The organism is Vibrio sp. dhg, assembly GCF_003443775.1.
Lineage (GTDB): Bacteria > Pseudomonadota > Gammaproteobacteria > Enterobacterales > Vibrionaceae > Vibrio > Vibrio natriegens.
Genome location: NZ_CP028943.1, coordinates 687,818 through 711,609 on the forward strand (window position 1 = coordinate 687,818; position 23,792 = coordinate 711,609).

Genomic DNA, 23,792 nt, shown 5'->3' on the forward strand with positions numbered 1-23,792 from the left:
CGGAAAGATCGATTCTAGATAAGTTTGTTCAAAGACTCAACAAAAAATGACGAGCTATTCACTCGCCATTTTTAATTCGATATTTGAGCCTTATTCGGGAATGACTTCTGACGTTGTTTGGTTTTCTTCTGTCGTACCAGAAGCGCCTGAAACCTCGGGTTTTTCATCCTCTATCTGCTCTGTTGTTGGTTCCGATACACTCTCAACTGCGCCCGATACTGTCTCAGCGATACTTTCTACTGCACCTGACGTGAGGGTGTCGGGATTAAGCGGTGGGATGACTTGCAGATCTTCAGTGCTTTCATCGGTAGCTGGCTTCTGACTGACGTGGCCGATAATTGACTGATAGTAACGACGAATATTTTCAACGTAATTACGCGCCTCATCTCCTCGGGCATAACCGTAACGCGTTTGGCTGTAGAAACGCTTTTGACGCAGTAATGGTAGCCTGTCTTTTACGTCCGCCCACGCATTTGGATCGCCGCCCTGAGCTTTTGTCAGGCGTCGAGCGTCCAGCATATGACCATAACCAATGTTATAAGACGCCAGTGCGAACCAAATCTTTTCGTGATCACTGATCGTTTCGGGTACGCGAGCGACAATCCGGCGCAGGTACTCGACACCACCACGGATAGACTGCTCAGGATCGAGACGGTTGGTCACGCCGACGCTTTTCGCCGTAGGTAAGGTGAGCATCATCATGCCGCGCACGCCAGTTGGAGACTTCGCTTTCGGTTTCCAGTGAGATTCTTGATAAGCCAACGCTGCGATTAAGCGCCAATCAAACTCTTCGCTGTACTTTTGGAATAGGGGAGACCATTTAGGGAGTTTGTCATCCAGTGCACGAATGAAGGCCCGAGTATCCACATAATCAAACGCTTCGATATGGCCGATGTACTTCTCTTCTAAGGAGGCGAGTTCACCCGACTGCTTGATGTTGCCGAAAAACTCTATCAGCATCGCGTATAAGCTTTCATCTTCGGAACGGCGGGTAAACCAAGACACCGGTTGGTCTTCCGTTAACTCAAATGCTAAAGCTAAATCTGGGTAAAGGCGCTGGGCCAGTGAAAGCTCAACTGAGTCCGTCACCGTGAAGCGCAATTCGCCTGTGGATACGCGATTCAGCAAATCTCTGGTATCTGCATTGCCAACGATTTCAAACTGTAGCTCAGGATACTGCTTTTTTAATGCCGTCAGTGTCGGAACATATTGTGATTGCTCGACGATTTGCAGTGTATTAGCTGCCGCGTTGCTATCGGCATCGGCTTCGTCAGCCTGAGTCGCTTGATATTTTATCAATCGCTCAATACTACGAGGCCTCAGCTGCCCCTTTTTATACACGACTTGCTGGCTGACATAGTAGTAGGCAGGGCCAGGTCGAAAACGCTTTACCGCTTGAGAAGTCTGGTTCAAACCTGTGGCAATAATATCAATGTCGCCTTTCTTGAGTGCCGGAAAAAGATCGGCTTGGCGAAAAGCGGGTTTAATTTCTAGCTTTACGCCGAGTTCTTCTGCGAACTGACGTGCAAGTTCATAGTCCAGGCCCGCAGGGCCATCAGGACCAATGTAATAAGAGAGCTGGTTATTCAGTGTGCCAACTCGAAGAACGCCACGTTCCTGGATTTTTTGGAATTCACTTTTTGGGGTCGACTCAATTTGGCAGGCAGAAAGTAGTAGCACAGAAGCGAAAAGTAGGACGCTGCGCTTAAGTCGGTTGAGCTGGCTAATTTGCATTAATTGGTACTTCTCGAGAAATTTCTAACTACCTTTATATCAAAGGGAAGTGGTGGGGCAAAGGGAATCGCACACATAGAGTGCGACATTGCGTGTTTTATCGACATTTTGGTTATAATTCAAATTTGATAAAAAAATTGACGCAAACGGTTGCTTTTGGTGTTACATCACAAAAACAATTGCTATATAATGCGCTCGCAAAGGAGAGGTGGAATCGGTATAAGTTCGGGTTTTTACGCCTAAGTGGCTGAATTTATTCCAATATCACCTTAATCAATTGCATAAGAGACCTAAGCACATGAGAATTTTGCGTGGCTCCCCAGCTCTTTCTGAGTTCCGTGTTAACAAACTATTGGAACTTTGTCGTGAACAAGATCTGCCTGTAACCGGCATTTACGCCGAGTTTATGCACTTTGCGGATCTAAAATCTGACCTTGATGACCAAGAGTTAGAAAAGCTTGAAAAGTTGCTGACTTACGGTCCAACGATCGAAGAGCACGAGCCTGAAGGTCTTCTACTTCTTGTTACGCCTCGTCCTGGCACTATTTCGCCTTGGTCTTCTAAATCTACCGATATTGCTATCAACTGTGGTCTGGACAATGTTAAGCGTCTGGAGCGTGGTACAGCGTACTACGTAGAAACGTCTGCGACACTTTCTGATGCTCAAATCGACACAGTTAAAGCCCTAATCCACGACCGCATGATGGAAACGGTGTTTACCGAGCTTGAAGCCGCTTCTGCACTATTTACTGTGGCAGAGCCAGCTCCAGTGGCGCACGTTGATATCTTAGCTGGTGGTCGTCTTGCGCTTGAAGAAGCAAACGTTTCACTTGGCTTAGCGCTAGCAGAAGATGAAATTGATTACTTAGTGGAGAACTTCACTAAGTTAGGTCGTAATCCAAACGACATCGAGCTGATGATGTTTGCTCAGGCGAACTCAGAGCACTGTCGTCATAAGATCTTTAATGCAGACTGGACTATCGATGGCGTAGACCAAGAGAAGTCTCTGTTTAAGATGATCAAAAACACATTTGAAACGACGCCAGACCACGTTCTGTCTGCTTACAAAGATAACGCAGCGGTAATGACAGGTTCTAAAGTGGGTCGTTTCTTCCCAGATCCTAAATCTCGTCAATACACTTACCACCATGAAGATGCGCACATCTTGATGAAGGTAGAGACGCACAACCACCCAACGGCTATCTCTCCATGGCCAGGCGCATCAACCGGTTCAGGTGGTGAAATCCGTGACGAAGGCGCGACAGGTATCGGTGGTAAGCCTAAAGCGGGTCTGGTTGGTTTTACAACGTCTAACTTGCGTATTCCTGGTTTTGAACAGCCTTGGGAAACAGACTTCGGTAAGCCGGGTCGTATCGTAAACGCGTTAGATATCATGCTTGAAGGCCCTCTGGGTGGCGCGGCATTCAACAACGAATTTGGTCGTCCAAACCTATTAGGTTACTTCCGTACTTACGAAGAGAAAGTGACTTCTCACGCAGGTGAAGAAATTCGTGGTTACCACAAGCCAATCATGATTGCTGGTGGTATGGGTAATATCCGTGACGAACACGTACAGAAGAAAGAGATCCCAGTAGGTGCGAGCCTAATCGTACTTGGTGGTCCGGCAATGAACATCGGTCTTGGTGGCGGCGCTGCGTCTTCAATGGCGTCTGGTCAGTCAGCAGAAGATCTGGACTTTGCTTCAGTACAGCGTGAAAACCCAGAGATGGAACGTCGTTGTCAGGAAGTTATCGACCGTTGTTGGCAGCTAGGTGAAGAGAACCCAATCGCATTTATCCACGATGTGGGCGCGGGCGGTATCTCTAACGCACTTCCTGAGCTTTGTGACGATGGCGAGCGTGGCGGTAAGTTCCAGCTACGTGATGTACCAAATGATGAATTGAGCATGAGCCCGCTGGAAATCTGGTGTAACGAATCTCAGGAACGTTACGTTCTTGCAGTTGCGCCAGAACATATGGAAGCATTCGATGCAATCTGTAAGCGTGAGCGTGCACCTTACGCAGTGGTTGGTGTGGCAACAGAAGAACGTCATCTGACACTAGAAGACTCTCACTTCGACAACACGCCAATTGATATGCCAATGGATATCTTGCTTGGTAAAACACCGAAGATGCACCGTGAAGCAACGACATTGAAAGTAGATAGCCCAGCGATTGCACGTGACGGTATTGAAATCAACGAAGCGGCAGATCGCGTTCTTCGTCTTCCAACTGTAGCTGAGAAAACGTTCCTGATTACTATCGGTGACCGCTCAGTAACAGGTTTGGTCGCTCGTGACCAGATGGTTGGTCCTTGGCAGGTTCCTGTAGCGAACTGTGCAGTTACGGCGGCAAGTTACGACACATACCACGGTGAAGCGATGTCGATGGGTGAGCGTACTCCGGTTGCTCTACTAGACTTCGGCGCGTCTGCTCGTCTGGCTGTTGGTGAGTCACTAACTAACATCGCGGCGACTGACATCGGTGATATCAAGCGCATTAAACTCTCTGCGAACTGGATGTCTCCAGCGGGTCACCCAGGTGAAGACGCAGGTCTTTACGAAGCAGTGAAAGCTGTGGGCGAAGAGCTATGTCCGGCGCTAGGTTTGACTATCCCTGTTGGTAAAGACTCAATGTCAATGAAGACCAAGTGGGAAGAAAATGGTGAAAGCAAAGAAGTGACTTCGCCACTATCGCTAGTAATCACTGCGTTTGGCCGTGTTGAAGACGTGCGTAAGACAGTAACGCCTCAGCTGCGTACTGACAAAGGTGATTCTTCACTTGTTCTTGTTGACCTGGGTAACGGCAAAAACCGTCTGGGTGCAACAGCACTGGCACAGGTTTACAAGCAGCTTGGTGACAAGCCGGCAGACGTAGACAACGCAGAACAGCTAAAAGGCTTCTTCGATGCAATGCAAACACTGGTTCGTGATGACAAGCTTGTTGCTTACCACGATAAAGGTGACGGCGGTCTGTTTGTAACACTTGCTGAGATGGCATTCGCTGGTCACTGTGGTGTGAAAGCGAACATCGAAGGTCTGGGCGAAGATGCGCTGGCAGTTCTATTTAACGAAGAGCTAGGTGCAGTTGTTCAGGTTAAGAACGAAGAGCTGGATTCAGTTCTGTCTACGCTAGCAGCGAATGGCTTAGAAGCATGTTCACATGTGATTGGTTCTGTTGAAGCTTCAGACGACTTTGTTATCACGTCTGGTGATGCAGTTGTACTTGAGCGTTCACGTACTGAACTACGTGTTATCTGGGCAGAAACAACGCACAAAATGCAGGCTCTACGTGATAACCCAGCATGTGCAGACCAAGAATTTGAAGCGAAGAAAGACAACACGGACCCAGGTCTGAACGTATCTCTAAGCTTTGATGTGAATGAAGATATCGCAGCACCTTACATTGCGAAAGGCGCGAAACCTAAGATGGCGATTCTTCGTGAGCAAGGTGTTAACTCTCACGTTGAAATGGCAGCAGCCTTTGACCGTGCTGGTTTTGAAGCAACTGATATTCACATGAGCGACATTCTGACAGGCCAAGCGGCACTGGATGAATACCAAGGTCTGGTAGCTTGTGGTGGTTTCTCTTACGGTGACGTACTAGGTGCGGGTGAAGGTTGGGCGAAGTCTATCCTGTTTAACGCACAAGCTCGTGAGCAGTTCCAAGCGTTCTTCAACCGTGAAGAGACATTCTCTCTAGGTGTGTGTAACGGCTGTCAGATGCTTTCTAACCTGAAAGAGCTTATCCCGGGTGCAGACTTGTGGCCACGTTTTGTTCGCAACGAATCTGAGCGTTTTGAAGCACGCTTTAGCCTGGTTGAAGTACAGAAGTCTGATTCTGTGTTCTTCGATGGCATGGCTGGCTCACGCATGCCTATCGCGGTTTCTCACGGTGAAGGTCGTGTAGAAGTACGTGACGGTGAGCACCTAAACGCAATTGAAGCGTCAGGTACTGTAGCACTACGTTACGTTGATAATAACGGTAACCCAACGCAACAATACCCGAACAACCCGAATGGTTCGCCAAATGCGATTACCGGTCTGACTACAGCAGATGGCCGTGTAACCATTATGATGCCTCACCCAGAGCGTGTATTCCGTACGGTTGCAAACTCTTGGTCTCCAGAAGGCTGGGGTGAAAACGGCGCTTGGATGCGTATGTTCCAAAACGCACGTAAGAACATCGGTTAATTCTGTTTTTTATATAAACAATAAACAAACCGTAAAGCGCAGATCGAAAGGTCTGCGCTTTTTGTTTTTACCAACCAAACTCTCACCAAGAGTATGCTCGATAGTGTCTTTGAAATTTTGATGGTGATGACTTCTGCTTCTGGGTATGAGTGACTGGTTTACAGCGTATTTTCTAGTTGTTACGCAATAAAAAATGCCAGTAAGCAATTGCTTACTGGCATTTAAACGCGGCTGTTAGCTAAATGGAGCGAAGGAAATCTAAGAGTAACTGTTTGTCTTCTTCAGTAAGCTCTATAAACGCTTGTTTAGCGGATTGCGCTTCTCCGCCATGCCACAAAATAGCACTTTGCAGATCTTCGGCGCGACCATCATGTAAAAATCGGCTCTGACCATCACCTTCGATAAGACCAAGTCCCCATAAGGGTGGGGTTTTCCATTCTGCTGGTTCTGCACTGCCTTCTTTCACACCATCGCTTAAGTCAGCTCCCATATCGTGCAATAACAAATCTGTATATGGATAGAAGGTTTGATTGCTTAAAATAGGGAAACGAGTGACTTCACCTGTCGTCAGTGACTCTCGATGGCAAGCGTTGCAGCCTACATCCATAAACAGCTTTCGACCTTGCTGGAAAGCAATGCTGCTTCCGTTGCGTCGTTCAGGCACTGCAAGAATGGTCAGGAAGTCATTAATTGCTTCGAGTGAAGCATCGGATACTTCCGGCGAACCGCCAGATGGCATCAATTCGCAAACCTCTTGTTGTTCAGTACAAGGCTCTGCAGGGTTGTAGCTGGATGTGAGTCCCATATCCTGATGGAAAGCACCTGCTACTTGGCTTTCTAAAGTACAGTGAACGCCTTTCCAGCCGAAACGTCCGATACATGTTTCTAGCTGATGTGCCCGTCCTGAAATACCATCAGAGTTACTGTCTTCGATATCTTGATAGTCAAGAATGACTGATTCTGGAACCAAATCCAGCAACCCCATGCCAATCAGCTGTGGTGAGAGGCGAGGCCCTAAAGACACCCCTTCCGCGAGAGGATTCATTGCATCATTTAGATGAAAGAGAATTTCGTCACTGCTGCCTTTAGTCCAAGTCACGGAGCCTTCTGGAGACCCATCGGCAGAAAAAGTTTGCAACTGTCCACCAAGGAATGGGTCGACGGCACCGTTTTTATCCGCCAAGCGGAATAAAATGCCGTCTCCTGTACTGCCATCACTTTTCAGTGATTCAGCTCTGGCTGATGTTTCATGACAACCTGTACATGAATCCGTTATTGCCAAAGGGCCGAAACCATCGAGCAGTTCACGGCTTCCGGGAGCAGGAAGCCATGTAGCGATGAACAGCTCCCTGCCTTGAGAGGCTCCGTGATAGTCTTGAATGTCCAATTCAGGAATAAATTGCAAAAAGCCGTTGTTTGCATCATAGCTAACAGTGGCTACGCCACCTGCAGGCCCAAGTTCAACGTATGCTGGCTGATCTTCTGATTGTGACGATGAACCGTCACAACCAAAAAGCCAAATACTGCACAGAAATAATAAAGACTTTTTCATCATTTCACTTTCTGTGGCAAAGAGTAGCCCCAAGCATTAATTGGATCAGGGATCCCTAATGACCCTTCAAAGCTCCAGCCCCAAGTGAACAATACGCTGTCGAACCTTAGAGCCACGGTGTGTAATGCGCCAGCACCGATGTCTAATACCGAAGACAGGTCTGTAATTGCAACCGTCGGAGCGATAGGGCTTTCATCAGTTTCTAGTCCTAATGTACCCATACCATTGTTACCCCACGGGTATATTTGGCCATCTGATCTTTCAACAAAGCTTTGGTTGCCGTTTGCCCAAACCATGACGCCATCTTCAACCCAAGGTAATACTGTTGCTTCATAAAGCTCTCTTGGCCATGATTCGTCCTCATCATTACCTAATTGATTGCTTGCGTTCAGACCCCAACCATAAAGCTGACCACTTGCCCCAATTGCAATGACATGTGCTTTACCCGCTGAAAATGAGGTGATTTTCTCAGGTAAGTTAATCAGAGTAGGGATAAGGATATCTTCAACATAGTCTTGTCCTTGTGCGAGCTGACCATTGTTGTTTTGCCCCCATCCGTATAGGTTGCCGTTAATATCCAGTGCGTAAGTACTATCTGATCCAGCTTCAATTTGAATAATATCTGATATCTCAACTTTTACCGGGAAGTCGGAGTCCTCTAGCGAGTTGTTACCTAATTGTCCTTTGTCGTTTTCACCAAAGGTATACACTTGGCCTAGTTCGTCGAGAACTACAGTGTGGTCATATCCACGAGCGACAGAAATAATATTCTCCAAAGAGGATATTTTTTGCGGACTTAATACATCTTCTTCGCTCAATATGTCATCGTCTTCACCCAAACCAAGTTGGCCTCCGTCGCCGTCACCCCAAGCCCAAACCTGACCTGTGCTATCAAGTGCAATAGAGGCATTTTGGTTGAATGCCAGTGATACAAATGAGACGGCTTGTTCCTCACTAATAACGGTCAGTTCCGTTGGAGTAGTTGGGTGGTTTTCTTCTTCAAGAGTACTGACATACCCGTGACCAGTTTGTCCTTTGTTATTACGACCCCAAGTCCATAGTTTTCCATCTAAGATAGCGCCACTATGAGCGCCGCCAGCAGATACTTGATGACCGAAATAGACTTGATCTTCCAATGACGTTTGATTGCCTAGCGAATCCGTTGCCGTCACGGTGTAGTTATTTAAGCCCGGTACCAAGTTGATCTTCAGTGAAAAGTTTTGGCCATCGAAGTCAGCATAATGAACAGTACCATTGATTGAAACGGTCACTGACTCCACACCGTCAGTGTCGCTACTGGTCCCGGAAACGGTTGTCTCCGAAGCATAGGTACTATGGGCATCCCACGATTTGGTTAGTTGAGTATCTGGTCCAGAGTTAGCAGTGGTCGCTTCGTCATTAGAATCGCAACCTGCAAGGGCAGTAACGAGTACTGCCAAAAGTGTCTTTGTTAATTTCATTTGATAATCTAACTGAGAATTGTTTTTATTACGGCTGGTTATATATGTTTTTTAGAGTAATTAATCCATATGGATGATGGTTTATTGTGTTTCTCTTCACATTTTTAACCTGCTCTTAACTCGGTTGGGTTAAATTTAACCGTGTCAGTCTTACTCGTATCTGCATATATTCCCTTGATTGCATCACTGCACTTGTATGGACACTGAGAATTTAAAGTGGTCAAAGTGAAATTACTTTGTGGGTTTTAAGCGGGGCGTATACGGAATTGCGGAGTGGCGTATTTCTTTGAAAAAATCAAATGAGCTTGAGTCGCGTTGTTATCATGGCTATTCCCCATGAATCGCTGAAGTTAAAAAAGTAAGGAAAAAATTTGCAGCCAACAACGGTGATTTATGCTCTAATACCGCGCTTACCAAGGGATGGTGTTAAACAGCTCAGCTTAGATGGAGTTATCAAGTTGACCGAATCCCTGATTAATCCCTTAGGAAATGAATTAAATGTCAAAAAATCAAAAATTTGCTATCCGCGTAACTGAAAAACGTAACGGCTGGAGCGCAGAGATCACTCGCCAAGTAACTTCTCGTAAAACTGTAGTATCAAAGCGTGAAACTGGTTTTGAAAGTGAAGAGAAAGCTCAAGCTTGGGCTGAACAAGAGCTGGCTGGTTTTGTTCAAAACCAAGTAGTTCGCAACGAACGTAAAGCAGCGCAACGTCAAGAGCGTGAAGCTGAGCAACTTGCAGCTAAAGTTCGTAAAGAAGAAGCTCGTAAAGCGCGTGATGCTGAAGCAGAAGCTGACGAAGAATAAGACTTCGATTTAGACAAGTTAACTTGTGATGTTAAAAAGCCCTGACGTATTGTTCAGGGCTTTTTTATAGGTGTTATGTTAGTCAAAAACAGTCCGATGAGATTGAAAGGCTGATTGAACCTTCTGATGGTGTCGAGAACTGCTGGTTGCCTGGCAATAAATTTGGCGAATTGGCATAAACGCGATGCGATACTTTTACATTGGGTGAATGTACTGGCGGTAAATCGAAATGATGTAAGCCATCGGACAGATCGGTCGCTTCACCGTAGTCAAAATTACCTGTAGCTGCAGGTCGGTTTTTAACATATTGACAGTGATCTGGTTTGCCATCTTCGCGCCAGATTACCCCTGTGGATTTAGCCTCTGTATCTAACTGCGCTGCAACGGGATGGGCGTAGTGATCGTCATAAGATGACTGCTGGTTTTGTTCTTGTAAGTATTGGGCAATAAGATCTGATGACTGGGCAAAACTGTACGTAGAGAATACGAAACTCATCAGAGTAATAGAAAAGGTTTTGTACATAGTATGAATGCAAGCAAAAGCAGGTATCATACAAATAAATAAAACACTGTGCAATTGTGTTTGTTTGTGGTGAGTAATCTCAGTCGGGAGTTGAGACCTAGTCAGAGGCTAACCTTCGTTTTAATAGCTTGGCAATCTGATGAGGAAGCATAGTTTTACTTTTGGGAGGGAAAAGCCCAGCGTTAACACAACTAGGCTTCGATTTTCTAACTTTGTACTTTACTGAACGTCGAGTGGGATTTGACCAGTCGTGACTTGTTCAACATCATACTCGTTCAGCTCTTCAATATAGTTTTCCACGGCTTGACCAACTTCATCGTCACCATGCTTGAAGTAAGACAGATGGAAAATAGCATCACCTTCATTTACTAAAGGTAGTGTGTGTTGGCCAATGACCAGACCGCTTTTAGGCGCAGTGAGTTCAAGCTCAATATGCCCGAGGGGAGAACTGATATAGGCGAGAGTTTCACCTTGTTCAACTTTATCTCCCAAATTCACCACAGTACGCAAAATGCCATTTCCTGGTGAACGAACCCAACTGGTGGATTTCGCGATCACTGGCTCTGGGAATTTTTTACGGCTTGCGCGCAACATACCTATTGCCTGCATGACACGGCGAATACCCAACACACCTGCACTGATTGAGAGTGGATCAAAGCGTAACGCTTCGCCCGCTTCGTAGGTGAGAACCGGAATATCACATTTTTCCGCTTCACTGCGCAAAGATCCGTCGCGCAATGCTGAGTCGATGATGACTGGAGTGGAAAAGGCTTTCGCTATTCGTAATGTTTCCGGGTTACTAAGATTCGCCCGTACTTGTGGCAGGTTGGTACGATGGATAGCACCAGTGTGTAAATCAATAATATAGTTGCAACGTTTCGCGATGTTATTAAAGAAGCCATATGCCATTCTCGATGCGAGCGCACCTTTCTCACTACCTGGAAAGCAACGGTTGAGATCGCGTCTGTCTGGTAAGTAACGAGACTTATGGATAAATCCGAATACGTTCACTATTGGAACAGCGATGACTGTGCCTTTCAGCTTCTGTGGATCTAATTGGTTAATCATCTGACGTACTATTTCAACGCCGTTGAGCTCATCGCCATGAATGGCAGCGTTAACCATCAGTACTGGGCCGTCTTGTTTTCCGTGGATGATTTCTACGGGAATCGACAAAGGAGAGTGCGTATAAAGCTGTGCGGCTTCGAATTCGATCTCTAATCGCTGACCTGGTTGTACTTGATATCCGAGGAGCTCAAAGGTTTTGCTTCTTTTACTTCTAACCATAAAACCATCTCTTTCCAATAGTTTTTCAACAATGTAACAATCGCGTCATAATCAAACTAATCATTTTGATTAAGGATACGACAAATTATTTTAATTAACGCGAGTAATCACTCTTGTGTGAGATTTATGTTGTAAATATGACGCCAGTTATAACGGTTTTATCTTGTTATTTCTATATATTGGCAGGTAACTATTTAGCCTCTAACTAATTGAGTCTTAAAAGTAATAATAAAACTTTTAGTGACAAAATATGGCTTTTTTCCTCATTTTTATTTAGCTAATATCCGCGCCGGATTTTGACCGAATAAACTCTACTCTGAGGTTTTGATGAAAAAGGCAATAGCTAAAATTGGCGTAATGACTGCTGTGGCAGTTGCGCTTTCAGGTTGTGTGGGCAGTAATGCAGTGACTGGTTATGTTATGGGCTTTAACTTAAAAGCTGTCGATAACCGTTATGCTCGTGGTGGTCTGAACATGCTTATGGCACCCGTTTATGGTGTAGCGATCGCAGCTGATTATATCGTATTTAACTCATTGGAATTTTGGACAGGTAAAAACCCGTTAAACGGTAAGCCGCATATTTTTGATTCTAAGGTGGACACTTACATTGATGTAAACCACCAATTAGATAAGTCTCTGACTACTGCTCCAATTAGCCCTCTTGCGAATAATCGCGTGATTGAGCAAGGCCAAATGGAACAAATCGACGAAAACACCATTCAAATGGACATTACTTACAGTAACGGTGACAAAGCTTTGTTGACTGGCGTACGTGAAGGCGACTTTGTTACTTACTACATTGATGGTGAAGTGGTAGCTAAGACTTCAATGGATGAGTTGGCAGCCTACGCACAAACGCGTGTGTAATCAGCTAGCATTATCTGCCATAAAAAAGGGTGCGATTGCACCCTTTTTTGACTTTATCTTATTTTCACGCAATAAGTGATTATGCTTTTTCAGGAATCGCTTCCAAAAGAGCGACCATTTGATCCCAAAATAGCTGAACGGTATCGATCTTCACTTTTTCGTCAGGAGAGTGAGGGAATTTGATCGTAGGACCAAAAGATACCATGTCCATATTAGGGTAAGGCTCTTTAAATAGGCCACACTCTAGACCTGCATGGATCACCATGATGTTTGGTTTGTGACCGTAGATACCTTCGTACATATCGCGGAAGATTGCCATGATCTCTGAATCCGCATCTGGTTTCCAGCCAGGGTAGGCACCTGAGAACTCGATTTGAGCGCCAGCCAGTTCCGCAACGGAATGCAACATACCAACCACTTGGCTACGGCCAGAATCAATCAAAGAACGGATTAGGCAAAGTACGGTTACTTTGTTCTCTTCGGTGGTGATGACACCAACGTTCAAAGAGGTTTCTACGACACCTTCGATCTCGTCACTCATACGAATAACGCCGTTTGGACATGCATTAAGCGCCGCGATGAAGCGCTGTTGGTCTGCAGAAGCAAACGCTTGAGCGTCGGTTGCAATCTCTTCGTTGAAAGTAACAATACCTGTTTCTACTTTACCTAGTTCAGCTTTCAGTAGCTCAGTGTAGTAGTTGAATAACTCTGCAAGCTTGTCTTGGTTTTCTGTTGGAAGTGCAACAGTAACGAATGCTTCACGAGGAATCGCATTACGCAAGCTACCACCGCGGAATTCAACCAAGCGAAGGTCTAATTCACGAGCGTGACCTGCCAGGAAGCGACCCAGTAATTTGTTGGCATTGCCGCGACCCGTGTGAATATCACAACCAGAGTGGCCGCCTTTTAAGCCTTTTAGTGTTAGTTGGCGAGTGACAAAGCCTGCTGGGATCGCATCACGAGTAATATCGAATGTCATTGCACCGTCGATACCGCCAGCACAACCCATGTAGACTTCACCTTCTTGCTCAGAGTCGGTGTTTAGCAGGATTTCACCTTCTAACCAGCCAGACTCAAGTCCGAATGCGCCTGTCATGCCTGCTTCTTCATCAATGGTCAGCAGCACTTCAATCGGGCCATGCTTAATGTCGGTAGAAGCAAGAACCGTAAGACAAGATGCCATACCGATGCCGTTGTCAGCACCGAGAGTAGTGCCTTTTGCGGTTACCCATTCACCATCGATGTATGGTTGAATTGGATCTTTAGTAAAGTCGTGGTCAGTGTCTTCGTTCTTTTGCGGCACCATGTCGATGTGTGCTTGAAGAACCACACCTTTTTTGTTTTCCATACCTGGAGTGGCTGGCTTTTTGATGAAGACGTTACCAGTAGGATCACGGCGTACGTCAAATCCTTGCTCTGTTGCCCAACCGATAATGTATTGTGCCAGTGCTTCCTCATGCTTCGATGGATGAGGGATAGAACAAATCTTATCGAAAAAGCGCCAAAGTGGAGTGGGTGACAAGGTACTGATTTCAGAATGGAATTCAGACACGGAAAGCTCCTTTTTATCTATATTTCCAGATATGCATTGTGAAAATTACATATGGTTAGCATAAACTGCTAGTGCCATCTGGCTTGAATAGCCCAAGGATACCACCTGAAGAACGCGACTAGTAGTCGGTGACCGCACGATTTCTTTCAGTATTGTCACAGTTTATGAATGAGAATCACGACACAATGAGATTTTTGTCATATTTCCTCACACGTTTATTTATAGAAGTGTAATTTAGTTACATTAATCGCAATTTACCTGTGTGTTGGACTAGTTTTTGTGATTTGAGTCACTAAAAGTCTTGTAATAAAATTTCTTGGTGGTATATTTATAACCATCTTCAGAGAGAAGAATAAAATGCTCAAAGGATGAGTCCGTTAATCGCCTCCAAGGAACTGAGAATCAACGACTGCATTAATTGATTAAGAAGGTGATAGTTATGAAAGGTTTACCAAGTACAATGTTCTGGAATAGCAAATCTGTATATACCGGTAACTTTGTATACCCAACAAGCTTTGGCTACTAAGTAAGTTGTCAACGCATGTGACTTGAACAGTTTGTTCACCCCTATAATTTGGAATTTTTTTTCAGTAATAGTTCTGACATGATTCGCCGCCACTCATTTTGAGTGGCGTTTTTTTATGTTCTTTTTCGTGGCTTGTCTAAAAATTCATCACTAAGTGCCAATTCCCTTATCGCTTGTCCTGTCTAATGCGATATCTTCACGCAATACGCTCTAAAAGCTAACTAGAAATCGAGCTTTCCTTTTGAAAGTTTAGAACATTGTTCAGTTTGTATTCTTTGTACGTTTTGTGTCCTAACTCGCTAGTCATTGTTTATTAAGTCTTAATTTTTTTTCGTGTGAGGAATCCTAGCGAATGGGTTTCATATCCTGCAAAAAAATCCATTTAGAGTGAAGATTCTATCTAGAATTTGCTATTTGATAACTTTATAATTCACACAATCGATTACGCAACCGTTTACTTTTTACCTTTAACAGGATTCGATCATGCTCGAAAGGCTCTTTAAGCTCAGTGAAAATGGCACAAATGTGCGCACTGAGATCATCGCAGGTGTTACTACCTTCCTGACCATGGCTTACATCATCTTTGTAAACCCAGCTATCCTATCTGATACAGGCATGGATCGTGGCGCTATTTTTGTAGCAACCTGTCTTGCTGCGGCCATTGGCTGTTTCATTATGGGTTTGGTAGCAAACTACCCAATCGCACAGGCTCCGGGTATGGGGCTTAACGCGTTCTTTACCTACTCTGTAGTATTGGGAATGGGTTACACATGGCAAGTGGCACTGGCTGCCGTATTTGTCTCTGGTGTTTTGTTCATTCTATTAAGTGTGTTCAAGATCCGCGAATGGATCATCAACTCAATTCCTCACTCTCTACGTACCGGTATTTCAGCGGGTATCGGTCTGTTCCTTGCGTTTATTGCACTAAAAAATGCAGGTATCGTAGTTGATAACCCAGCGACACTGGTTTCGATGGGTAATATTACGTCGTTACCATCAGTACTTGCTGCAATCGGCTTCTTCCTGACTATTTCGCTTGTTCACCGTGGTGTGAAAGGTGCGGTAATGATTGCCATTCTTGGTGTGACTGCATTAGGCCTACTTTTCGGTGACGTTCAGTGGGGCGGTGTGATGTCGACACCACCAAGTATTGCTCCTACGTTTTTACAACTAGACTTCTCTGGCTTGTTTGAAGTTGGCATGATCTCCGTTGTATTTGCTTTCCTATTCGTTGACTTGTTCGACACTGCAGGTACGCTGGTTGGCGTTTCTCAAAAAGCAGGTCTAACCGACGAAAACGGTAACATTCCTCGCCTGAATAAAGCTTTGCTTGCTGATTCAACTGCAACTTCGGTAGGTGCTCTACTGGGTACATCAAACACCACTTCTTACATTGAGAGTGTTGCGGGTGTAGCTGCGGGTGGTCGTACTGGTCTGACGGCTGTGGTCGTTGGCGTATTATTCCTACTGGCTCTATTCTTTTCACCTCTTGCAGGTATGATTCCAGCATACGCAACATCAGGCGCTCTATTTTACGTAGCGATCCTAATGCTGTCTGGCTTAGTAAGTATCGATTGGCGTGACCTGACTGAAGCGTCACCAGTGGTTGTTACTTGTCTGGTTATGCCACTGACTTTCTCAATTGCTGAAGGTATCACTCTAGGCTTTATCGCTTACTCTGCTATCAAGCTATTTAGTGGTAAAGGCCGTGATGTATCGCTAAGTGTTTGGGTGATGTCAGCCATCTTTATCGTGAAATACCTTGTAGGTTAATTCTATTTGGTTCCAAGCCAGTGAGGACATCTGTTCTTACTGGCTTTTTATTTTGATTTTGTTCACCGAAATCTATGTTTCTGCGCTCTATGTGGAGAAATTTGATATCACCATTGGTATTAATATTAGCTTTCGGTAGAATAATCGTTTGCGCTGCTTTAAGCCCCGCCTCAAATTTAGTTTGAGAGCTTAGTGAATATGTCGTTTATCCGCCTTTTTCACTGAATATTGGGGATACATATTTTTAAATTATTAGGTTATTACAATGAGTAAAAAATTCATTATCACTTGGGATGCGATGCAGACTTACTGTCGTGAACTGGCTGAAAAGCAAATGCCAGCTGAGCAGTGGAAAGGTATCTGGGCAGTAAGCCGTGGCGGTCTGGTTCCTGGTGCAATTCTGGCTCGCGAACTGGGCATTCGTTACGTTGATACTATCTGTATTTCAAGCTACGACCATGACCATCAGCGTGATATGTCTGTGCTTAAAGCACCAGAAGGTGACGGTGAAGGTTACCTAATCGTTGAAGACCTAGTAGATAGCGGTGATACAGCACGTCAATTGCGTGAAATGTACCCTAAAGCAAAAATGATTGCAGTATGCGCTAAGCCATCAGGTAAAGAGCTTCTTGATGACTACGTTGTTGATATTGAGCAAGATACTTGGATCGAGCAGCCGTGGGATATGTCTATCCAGTACGTTGAGCCGGTAAACCGCAAGCAAAAATAATTGCAGTCAAAGAATATTGAGAAATGCCCCTGTTTAGGGGCATTTTTTTTATTATCATTGTAAATATTGCAAATAGTCTAGAGCGCTTCGTATGCCGGAAGATATCAGTAAAAACCTATCCGAAACTTTGTTTGTCAAACACAAGCAAGCCAAAGAAACCTCGGCATTGACTCAGTACATGCCAACTAGCCAGAAAATCCTCGATGAAAGAGAAGAGCAGGGAGATAGTGCTTGGTATCGTCATTTACTCCGTCTGCAATGGGCATGGCAAGGTGTACCTCCTATCGATATAGAATCGGTATTATCTAAAATAGCGTCATCAAAGCACTCTCGTACTAAAGATGAATGGTTAGATACCGTTATGGGTTACCACAGTGGAAACTGGACGTTCGAGTGGATCAAGTTGGGCATGGAGCATCAAAAGCGCTCTGAAAATTTGCAAGGAGAAGCAGCTGCTGATGAGCTTTTTACTGCCTCTTTGTGTTTCAGTATCGCTGGCTACCCGCATTTAAAGAACGATAATTTAGCGTTGCAGGCTCAAGTACTGGCCAACAAAGCGTATTCGGAAGGGGCAGAGAAAACCCAATACACGATCAAACAAATCGAAGTGCCGTACCAGAATCGAAAAATTATCGCGAATTTACATCTGCCTAGAACGGATAAACAATTGCCTGTGGTGATGGTTAGTGCGGGGTTGGATAGTCTGCAAACTGACATGTGGCAACTGTTCCGTCATCATTTTGCGCCGAAAGATATTGCGATGCTAACGGTTGATATGCCTTCGATTGGACACAGTTCACACTGGCCTCTGACTGAAGACACGAGCTGTATCCATCAGGCAGTCCTGAATGAGCTCTATTCGATTCCTTACGTTGATCACCATAAAGTGGGTTTAGTTGGATTTCGCTTTGGCGGCAATGCAATGGTTCGTCTCTCATTTCTTGAGCAGGAAAAGATCAAAGCCTGCGTTGCGATGGGCGCGCCTGTACACGATCTTTTTACCTCGTCTCAAAAATTACAGCAGATGCCGAAAATGTACCTGGATTTATTGGCATCACGATTAGGCAAGAGTGCGGTAGATATCAACAGCATGGCAGGGCAAATGAAAGCTTGGTCGTTGAAAGTTCAGGGCTTTCTAACCAACCGTAGAACGAAGGTGCCAATTCTGGCATTGGGCTTGGAAGGCGATCCGGTCTCTCCACATAGTGATAACCAGTTAGTTGCACTGTTTAGTCAGTATGGACAGGCGAAAAAAATCAGCGCTAAGTCTATTTCAAAAGGTTATGAGCAATCCCTCGATTTGGCCATAAAGTGGTTGGAAGATGAATTATTAAGATGACAAACCTTCCCATTGAGTTAAAGTGAATACCTGAGCAAAAATTAAGCTCATGATAATCAAATAATAATCATTCTTGAGTATTCACTTTTTATTATGGAAACGGAGATTCATATGCCAGAGACGACTCAGGGGCCAACTCACTTTCGCTTGATGTCTAAGTTAAAGGCGATAGGGCCTTATCTACGAGAACCGCAATCAGAAGAAGGTCGTTACTATTTTGATTGTTTGTCGGTGTGCGTCGACGATAAGAAATCACCAGAAAAACGAGAGTTTTGGGGCTGGTGGATGGACTTAGAGGCCATCGAAGGGGGCTTTACTGCCAAATACCACATTGGCAAATACAATAAAGAAGGGCAATGGGACTCGGAAGCGTTGCCTAAAAAATCGGTAGAGGAAGTTTACTTAACACAAAGTACCTTCCATCAGAAACTGGTCGATACCCTCGAAGAGCATTTCAAATTAGAGGTTGAATACCATACAGAGTCGTTTGACTTTGCTTGATTCAGCCCTTTTTCTTCGCTGAAAAACAAAAAGGTGCGTTTTCGCACCTTTTCTCTTGTTAAATCCCAATTTGATTGTTAAAACTCTCCTTTAATTTGTTTTTCACTTCAGAAGACATCATGACAACGAATCAACAAAATGCAGTCGTTTCACATCCAAAAACCGTCGTTGTGAAACTGGGTACAAGTGTGCTTACAGGCGGGACACTCGCGCTAGACCGTGCTCATATGGTTGAGCTGGCGCGCCAGTGTGCTGAACTTAAGAAACAAGGCCATTCAGTGGTAATGGTTTCGTCTGGTGCAATTGCAGCAGGCCGTGAGCATCTTGGATACCCCGCATTGCCCAACGAAATGGCGAGTAAACAATTACTTGCTGCAGTAGGGCAAACTCGTTTGATTCAAACGTGGGAGTCTCTGTTTAGTATTTACGATATCAAGATCGGCCAAATGCTACTGACTCGTGCAGATCTGGAAGATCGTGAGCGCTTTCTAAACGCGCGCGATACGATTAACGCTTTAGTCGCAAACGATATCGTTCCGATCGTTAATGAAAATGACGCCGTAGCGACAAGCGAAATTAAAGTCGGAGATAACGACAACTTGTCGGCTCTAGTGGGAATTTTATGTGGTGCAGATAAATTACTGCTCCTTACAGACCAAAAAGGACTGTTTACTGCCGACCCACGTAAAGACCCAAATGCAGAGCTGATCAAAGAAGTTAAGACGATTGATGACACGCTACGCAAAATTGCGGGTGGCAGTGGCACGACGCTGGGTACTGGTGGTATGGCGACTAAGCTTCAAGCGGCAGATATCGCTCGTCGCGCAGGGATTGAAGTTATCATTGCTGCGGGTAGTGCCGTTAACGTGATTTTTGATTCATTGAGCCCACAGCCACATGGCACACGTTTCTTACCTTGTTCTGAAGCTCTGGAAAACCGTAAGCGTTGGATCTTGGCTGGTCCTGCTGCATCAGGCGATATTATTATCGATGATGGTGCAGTAAACGCAGTGATTGGCACAGGCAGCAGCTTGTTAGCCAAAGGGGTGACTAAGGTCAGTGGCGATTTTGCCCGTGGTGAGGTGGTACGTGTTACCAATACTCATGGTAAGTTAGTGGCTCGTGGTATTAGTGCTTACTCAAGCGAGGATTTAACTAAAATTTCTGGTAAGCACAGCAAAGATATCATCACTGTCTTGGGGCACGATTACGGCTCAGAAGTCATTCACCGCGATGATCTTGTCGTCATTCAGGAATAGAAATTAAGGGAAGCACAGTGGATTTAACGAACATGGGTAAAGCTGCTAAAGATGCAGCTTTTGAATTGGCGACAGCGTCAACATCACAGAAAAACCAAGCTCTAGCTATCATTGCCGATGAGCTGGAAGCAAACTCAGCGGCTATTCTGGCTGCGAATGCAAAAGACATCGAACTTGGCCGTGAAGCAGGTCTGACGGATGCATTACTGGACCGTCTGCTGCTGAATGAAGAGCGCTTAACGGGTATCGCGAATGACGTACGTAACGTGATCAGCCTTAACGATCCTGTTGGTAGCGAAATCGACAGTAAAGTGCTAGAAAATGGCATGTCTTTGGCTCGTCGCCGCGTTCCTCTTGGTGTGGTGGGTGTGATTTACGAAGCGCGTCCGAACGTAACGATTGATATCGCAGCCTTGTGTTTGAAAACCGGAAACGCAAGTATTTTGCGTGGCGGTAAAGAGACCTTCTTCTCTAACATGGAGCTGGTCAAAGTTATCCAGTCTGCATTAGCTAAAGCGAACCTGCCTGCGGCTTCCGTTCAATACATTGAAAAGCCAGACCGTGAGCTAGTTTCTCAATTGCTAAAATTGGACGACTACGTGGATATGATCATTCCACGTGGTGGTGCTGGCCTACACAAAATGTGTAAAGAAAACAGTACCATTCCCGTTATTATCGGTGGTTTTGGCATCAGCCATATTTTTGTTGATGAATCAGCGGATCTTGAGAAGTCACTTAATGTGGTTGAAAACTCAAAGGTACAGCGTCCATCGGCATGTAACTCACTTGATACCTTATTAGTGCACAAAAACGTGGCGGCTGAATTCTTGGCCTTGCTGGTTGAGCGCATGAACGAGAAGGTTACTTTTGTTGCTGAACCAAAAGCCAAAGCGCTGATGGCAAACGCGCAGCAAATTCGCGATGCGGGCGAAGGTGATTTTGATACAGAATGGTTGAGCTACACGCTTGGTGTGAAAGTCGTTGATGATGTAAAAGATGCCATTGACCACATGCGAGTACATAACGCCAGCCACTCAGATGCGATCATGACTAACAGCTTAGAAAATGCAGAGCTGTTCATCAACTCTGTGGGTTCTGCGGCAGTATACGTTAACGCGGCAACACGCTTTACCGATGGTGCACAATTTGGTCTCGGCGCTGAAGTTGCCGTTTCTACTCAGAAGCTTCATGCGCGTGGTCCAATGGGCTTAGAAGAGCTGACCAGCTACAAATGGGTAGGTAAAGCCAACTACTTAGTACGTAGTTAACATATTCCACTCGATATTGATTGAAAAAGGGGGCGATAAAGCCCCTTTTTGTTTTCTCTCGCATACCAATTCCGCTACACTAGTTTGGCTTTTAAGAGCGCATTGATTGGAGGTGATATGCATTGTCCTTTTTGTTCGGAAAACGAAACAAAAGTTATTGATTCTCGCTTGGTTGCAGATGGCCATCAGGTTCGTCGTCGTCGCCAGTGTTTGACTTGTAGTGAACGCTTTACGACGTTTGAAACCGCTGAGCTGGTGATGCCTAAGGTGATTAAATCCAATGGCAACCGCGAACCGTTTGACGAAGATAAAATGGTCGGTGGCATTCAGCGTGCATTAGAAAAACGTCCGGTCAGCGCTGATGCAATTGAGCTGGCGATCAGTATGATTAAATCCCAGCTACGCGCTACGGGTGAGCGTGAAGTACCAAGTGAGATGATTGGCAACTTGGTGATGGATCAGCTGAAAGAACTGGACAAAGTGGCTTACATCCGTTTTGCGTCTGTTTATCGCAGTTTCGAAGATATCCGCGAATTTGGCGAAGAGATTGCCCGTCTGGAAGACTGATTAAACATGGATCAAAACACGCCTCAAATTACCTTCTCCCCTCAAGATTTCTCAATGATGTCGCGCGCCATCAGGCTCGCTAAGCGCGGCATCTATACCACGGCTCCTAATCCAAATGTTGGTTGCGTCATCGTTCGTGATGGACAGATAGTCGGAGAAGGTTATCATCTCCGAGCCGGAGAACCACATGCCGAAGTCCATGCCCTGCGAATGGCTGAAGGTAAAGCCGAAGGCGCGACTGCCTACGTTACTCTCGAGCCTTGTTCTCACCATGGGCGAACGCCTCCTTGTGCTGAAGGGCTGATTAAAGCGAAGGTGGCGAGAGTTGTTTGCGCGATGCAAGACCCGAACCCCAAAGTCGCAGGGCGAGGTATTCAAATGCTTCGCGATGCAGGAATCGAGGTTCAGGTTGGCTTACTGGAAAGCGACGCTCTCGAGTTGAATCGAGGATTCATCAAATTTATGCAGACGGGTATGCCTTTCATCCAATTAAAGATGGCGGCCAGTCTCGATGGTCAAACCGCACTCAGTAATGGACAGAGCCAGTGGATTACCTCCCCACGGGCTCGTCAGGATGTTCAGCGTTATCGTGCTATGAGTGGTGGGATTTTATCGACCAGCAAAACGGTGATTGACGATAATGCCTCATTGAATGTTCGCTGGGACGATTTGCCTCAAACGATACGAGAGCAGTATCAACCCGAAGCAGTACGTCAGCCAGTACGCATCATTTTAGATCGCCAATGCCAGCTGACAGATGATCTCAAGTTGTTTAATACCGATGGTGAGCGCATCATTGTCAGTCAAGACGGTGATATCGCCCCTCAATTGAATGAAGATGGCCAGATTGACCTCGCGACGACGTTGAAAGCCGTTGCCAATCAGCATCAAGTCAATCATTTATGGGTTGAAGCGGGAGCGACGCTCGCGAGTGCACTCGTACAGGCTAATCTTGTAGATGAACTGATCGTTTATCTTGCTCCAAAGTTGATGGGCAGTGATGGTCGCGGGCTGATTGGGGCACTTGGTTTAACGTCGATGGATCACGTTATCGATCTGAACATTACCGATGCTCGTATGGTTGGGGTAGATATTCGAATTACCGCAACGCTTATACGAAAATAGATAGAAAAGAAGCAATTATGTTTACAGGCATTGTAGAAGCAGTAGGTAAACTTACTGCGATTACGCCGAAAGGCGAAGACATCACCGTAACCGTCGAAACGGGCAATTTAGATATGTCTGACGTTAAGTTAGGCGACAGTATCGCGACTAATGGCGTTTGCTTGACGGTTATTGATTTTGGCAGCAATTATTACAGTGCGGATCTGTCGTTAGAGACACTGAAAATGACGGGTTTTGCACAATATCAAGTCGGTGACAAGGTTAATCTAGAAAAAGCCATGCTGCCCACCACGCGCTTTGGTGGACATATCGTGTCTGGTCATGTTGACGGTGTTGGCGAAATTGTAGAACGTAATCAAGTTGGTCGAGCAATCGAGTTTTGGGTGGCGATGCCTGCCGAAATCAGCAAATATGTCGCAGGAAAAGGCTCGATCACCGTAGACGGTATTAGTCTTACGGTAAATGACTTACGTAAAAATGCATTCAAGTTAACGATTGTTCCTCACACGAGCGAAGAAACCACGATTGATCAATTTCAGGTCGGTCGCAAAGTTAACTTAGAAGTGGATGTATTAGCTCGTTATATGGAGCGATTACTTCAGGGGCAGCAAGAAGAGAAGCAAGAGTCGCGTATTACTATGGATTTCTTGCAGCAGAACGGATTCGCCTAAGACAGTATTCACAGAACATCCGTGGGGCAATTGACTTACCGTTTGTAAAGCTCAAACTA

The 23,792-nt window shown here is 45.4% G+C and carries 18 protein-coding genes; 12 read left to right on the plus strand and 6 right to left on the minus strand.

Annotation, left to right across the window (positions count from 1 at the left end):
• Window positions 1–90 precede the first annotated feature (90 nt).
• A complete protein-coding gene (gene mltF / locus DBX26_RS03175) occupies window positions 91–1,734 on the minus strand; it encodes a membrane-bound lytic murein transglycosylase MltF (RefSeq protein WP_118117835.1) in 1,644 nt (547 codons plus the stop codon).
• A 298-nt stretch (window positions 1,735–2,032) separates the two neighbouring features.
• Between mltF and purL the strand changes: the two genes are divergently transcribed.
• On the plus strand, window positions 2,033–5,926 hold the full coding sequence (purL, locus tag DBX26_RS03180) for a phosphoribosylformylglycinamidine synthase (RefSeq protein WP_118117837.1): 3,894 nt from the start codon (window positions 2,033–2,035) through the stop codon (window positions 5,924–5,926).
• 238 nt (window positions 5,927–6,164) lie between these two features.
• Here purL and DBX26_RS03185 read toward each other — a convergent pair whose 3' ends face one another.
• Together DBX26_RS03185 and DBX26_RS03190 are read right to left on the minus strand one after the other, a co-directional pair.
• Complete coding sequence (locus tag DBX26_RS03185; RefSeq protein ID WP_254063502.1) at window positions 6,165–7,481, minus strand: di-heme oxidoredictase family protein; 1,317 nt, start codon at window positions 7,479–7,481, stop codon at window positions 6,165–6,167.
• Window positions 7,478–8,938: a chromosome condensation regulator RCC1 gene (locus DBX26_RS03190; protein WP_065302030.1), complete on the minus strand. Its 1,461-nt coding sequence runs from the start codon at window positions 8,936–8,938 to the stop codon at window positions 7,478–7,480. Before DBX26_RS03190 ends, DBX26_RS03185 begins: the two co-directional genes overlap by 4 nt.
• A gap of 498 nt (window positions 8,939–9,436) precedes the next feature.
• On the opposite strand from DBX26_RS03190, the gene DBX26_RS03195 reads away from it, so the two are divergent.
• A complete protein-coding gene (locus tag DBX26_RS03195; RefSeq protein WP_014230997.1) occupies window positions 9,437–9,745 on the plus strand; it encodes a DUF3622 domain-containing protein in 309 nt (102 codons plus the stop codon).
• 82 nt (window positions 9,746–9,827) lie between these two features.
• Here the strand turns inward: DBX26_RS03195 and DBX26_RS03200 are convergent, their stop codons facing one another.
• Window positions 9,828–10,268 carry a DNA-directed RNA polymerase subunit beta gene (locus DBX26_RS03200; RefSeq protein ID WP_118117841.1) on the minus strand — a complete coding sequence of 147 codons (441 nt, stop codon included), beginning with the start codon at window positions 10,266–10,268 and terminating at the stop codon, window positions 9,828–9,830.
• Between the two features lie 219 nt (window positions 10,269–10,487).
• Window positions 10,488–11,555 carry a succinylglutamate desuccinylase/aspartoacylase family protein gene (locus DBX26_RS03205; protein WP_014230999.1) on the minus strand — a complete coding sequence of 356 codons (1,068 nt, stop codon included), beginning with the start codon at window positions 11,553–11,555 and terminating at the stop codon, window positions 10,488–10,490.
• Between the two features lie 327 nt (window positions 11,556–11,882).
• Between DBX26_RS03205 and DBX26_RS03210 the strand changes: the two genes are divergently transcribed.
• Entirely contained in the window at window positions 11,883–12,422 is a 540-nt protein-coding gene (locus tag DBX26_RS03210; protein ID WP_014231000.1) for a DUF3332 domain-containing protein, read from the plus strand.
• Between the two features lie 79 nt (window positions 12,423–12,501).
• On the opposite strand, the gene DBX26_RS03215 is transcribed toward DBX26_RS03210, so the two are convergent.
• A complete protein-coding gene (locus DBX26_RS03215) occupies window positions 12,502–13,974 on the minus strand; it encodes an aminoacyl-histidine dipeptidase (RefSeq protein ID WP_118117843.1) in 1,473 nt (490 codons plus the stop codon).
• Window positions 13,975–14,983: 1,009 nt separating this feature from the next.
• On the opposite strand from DBX26_RS03215, the gene DBX26_RS03220 reads away from it, so the two are divergent.
• From DBX26_RS03220 to DBX26_RS03260, 9 genes are all read left to right on the plus strand, one after another.
• The gene (locus DBX26_RS03220) at window positions 14,984–16,273 is read left to right on the plus strand and encodes an NCS2 family permease (RefSeq protein WP_014231002.1); all 1,290 of its coding nucleotides are present in this window, start codon (window positions 14,984–14,986) and stop codon (window positions 16,271–16,273) included.
• A gap of 265 nt (window positions 16,274–16,538) precedes the next feature.
• Window positions 16,539–17,003, plus strand: a complete 465-nt coding sequence (tet(34), locus tag DBX26_RS03225; protein WP_014231003.1) for an oxytetracycline resistance phosphoribosyltransferase domain-containing protein Tet(34) — start codon at window positions 16,539–16,541, stop codon at window positions 17,001–17,003.
• 91 nt (window positions 17,004–17,094) lie between these two features.
• Window positions 17,095–18,342, plus strand: coding sequence for an esterase FrsA (frsA, locus tag DBX26_RS03230; RefSeq protein WP_014231004.1), 1,248 nt, complete (start codon window positions 17,095–17,097; stop codon window positions 18,340–18,342).
• Between the two features lie 111 nt (window positions 18,343–18,453).
• Complete coding sequence (gene crl / locus DBX26_RS03235; protein WP_014231005.1) at window positions 18,454–18,843, plus strand: sigma factor-binding protein Crl; 390 nt, start codon at window positions 18,454–18,456, stop codon at window positions 18,841–18,843.
• Between the two features lie 119 nt (window positions 18,844–18,962).
• Complete coding sequence (gene proB, locus DBX26_RS03240) at window positions 18,963–20,102, plus strand: glutamate 5-kinase (RefSeq protein WP_014231006.1); 1,140 nt, start codon at window positions 18,963–18,965, stop codon at window positions 20,100–20,102.
• A gap of 17 nt (window positions 20,103–20,119) precedes the next feature.
• Entirely contained in the window at window positions 20,120–21,370 is a 1,251-nt protein-coding gene (locus DBX26_RS03245) for a glutamate-5-semialdehyde dehydrogenase (RefSeq protein WP_118117845.1), read from the plus strand.
• Between the two features lie 117 nt (window positions 21,371–21,487).
• Window positions 21,488–21,937: a transcriptional regulator NrdR gene (gene nrdR / locus DBX26_RS03250; protein ID WP_014231008.1), complete on the plus strand. Its 450-nt coding sequence runs from the start codon at window positions 21,488–21,490 to the stop codon at window positions 21,935–21,937.
• A 6-nt stretch (window positions 21,938–21,943) separates the two neighbouring features.
• The gene (ribD, locus tag DBX26_RS03255) at window positions 21,944–23,062 is read left to right on the plus strand and encodes a bifunctional diaminohydroxyphosphoribosylaminopyrimidine deaminase/5-amino-6-(5-phosphoribosylamino)uracil reductase RibD (RefSeq protein ID WP_118117847.1); all 1,119 of its coding nucleotides are present in this window, start codon (window positions 21,944–21,946) and stop codon (window positions 23,060–23,062) included.
• 17 nt (window positions 23,063–23,079) lie between these two features.
• The gene (locus DBX26_RS03260) at window positions 23,080–23,733 is read left to right on the plus strand and encodes a riboflavin synthase (RefSeq protein WP_020333699.1); all 654 of its coding nucleotides are present in this window, start codon (window positions 23,080–23,082) and stop codon (window positions 23,731–23,733) included.
• Window positions 23,734–23,792 lie beyond the last annotated feature (59 nt).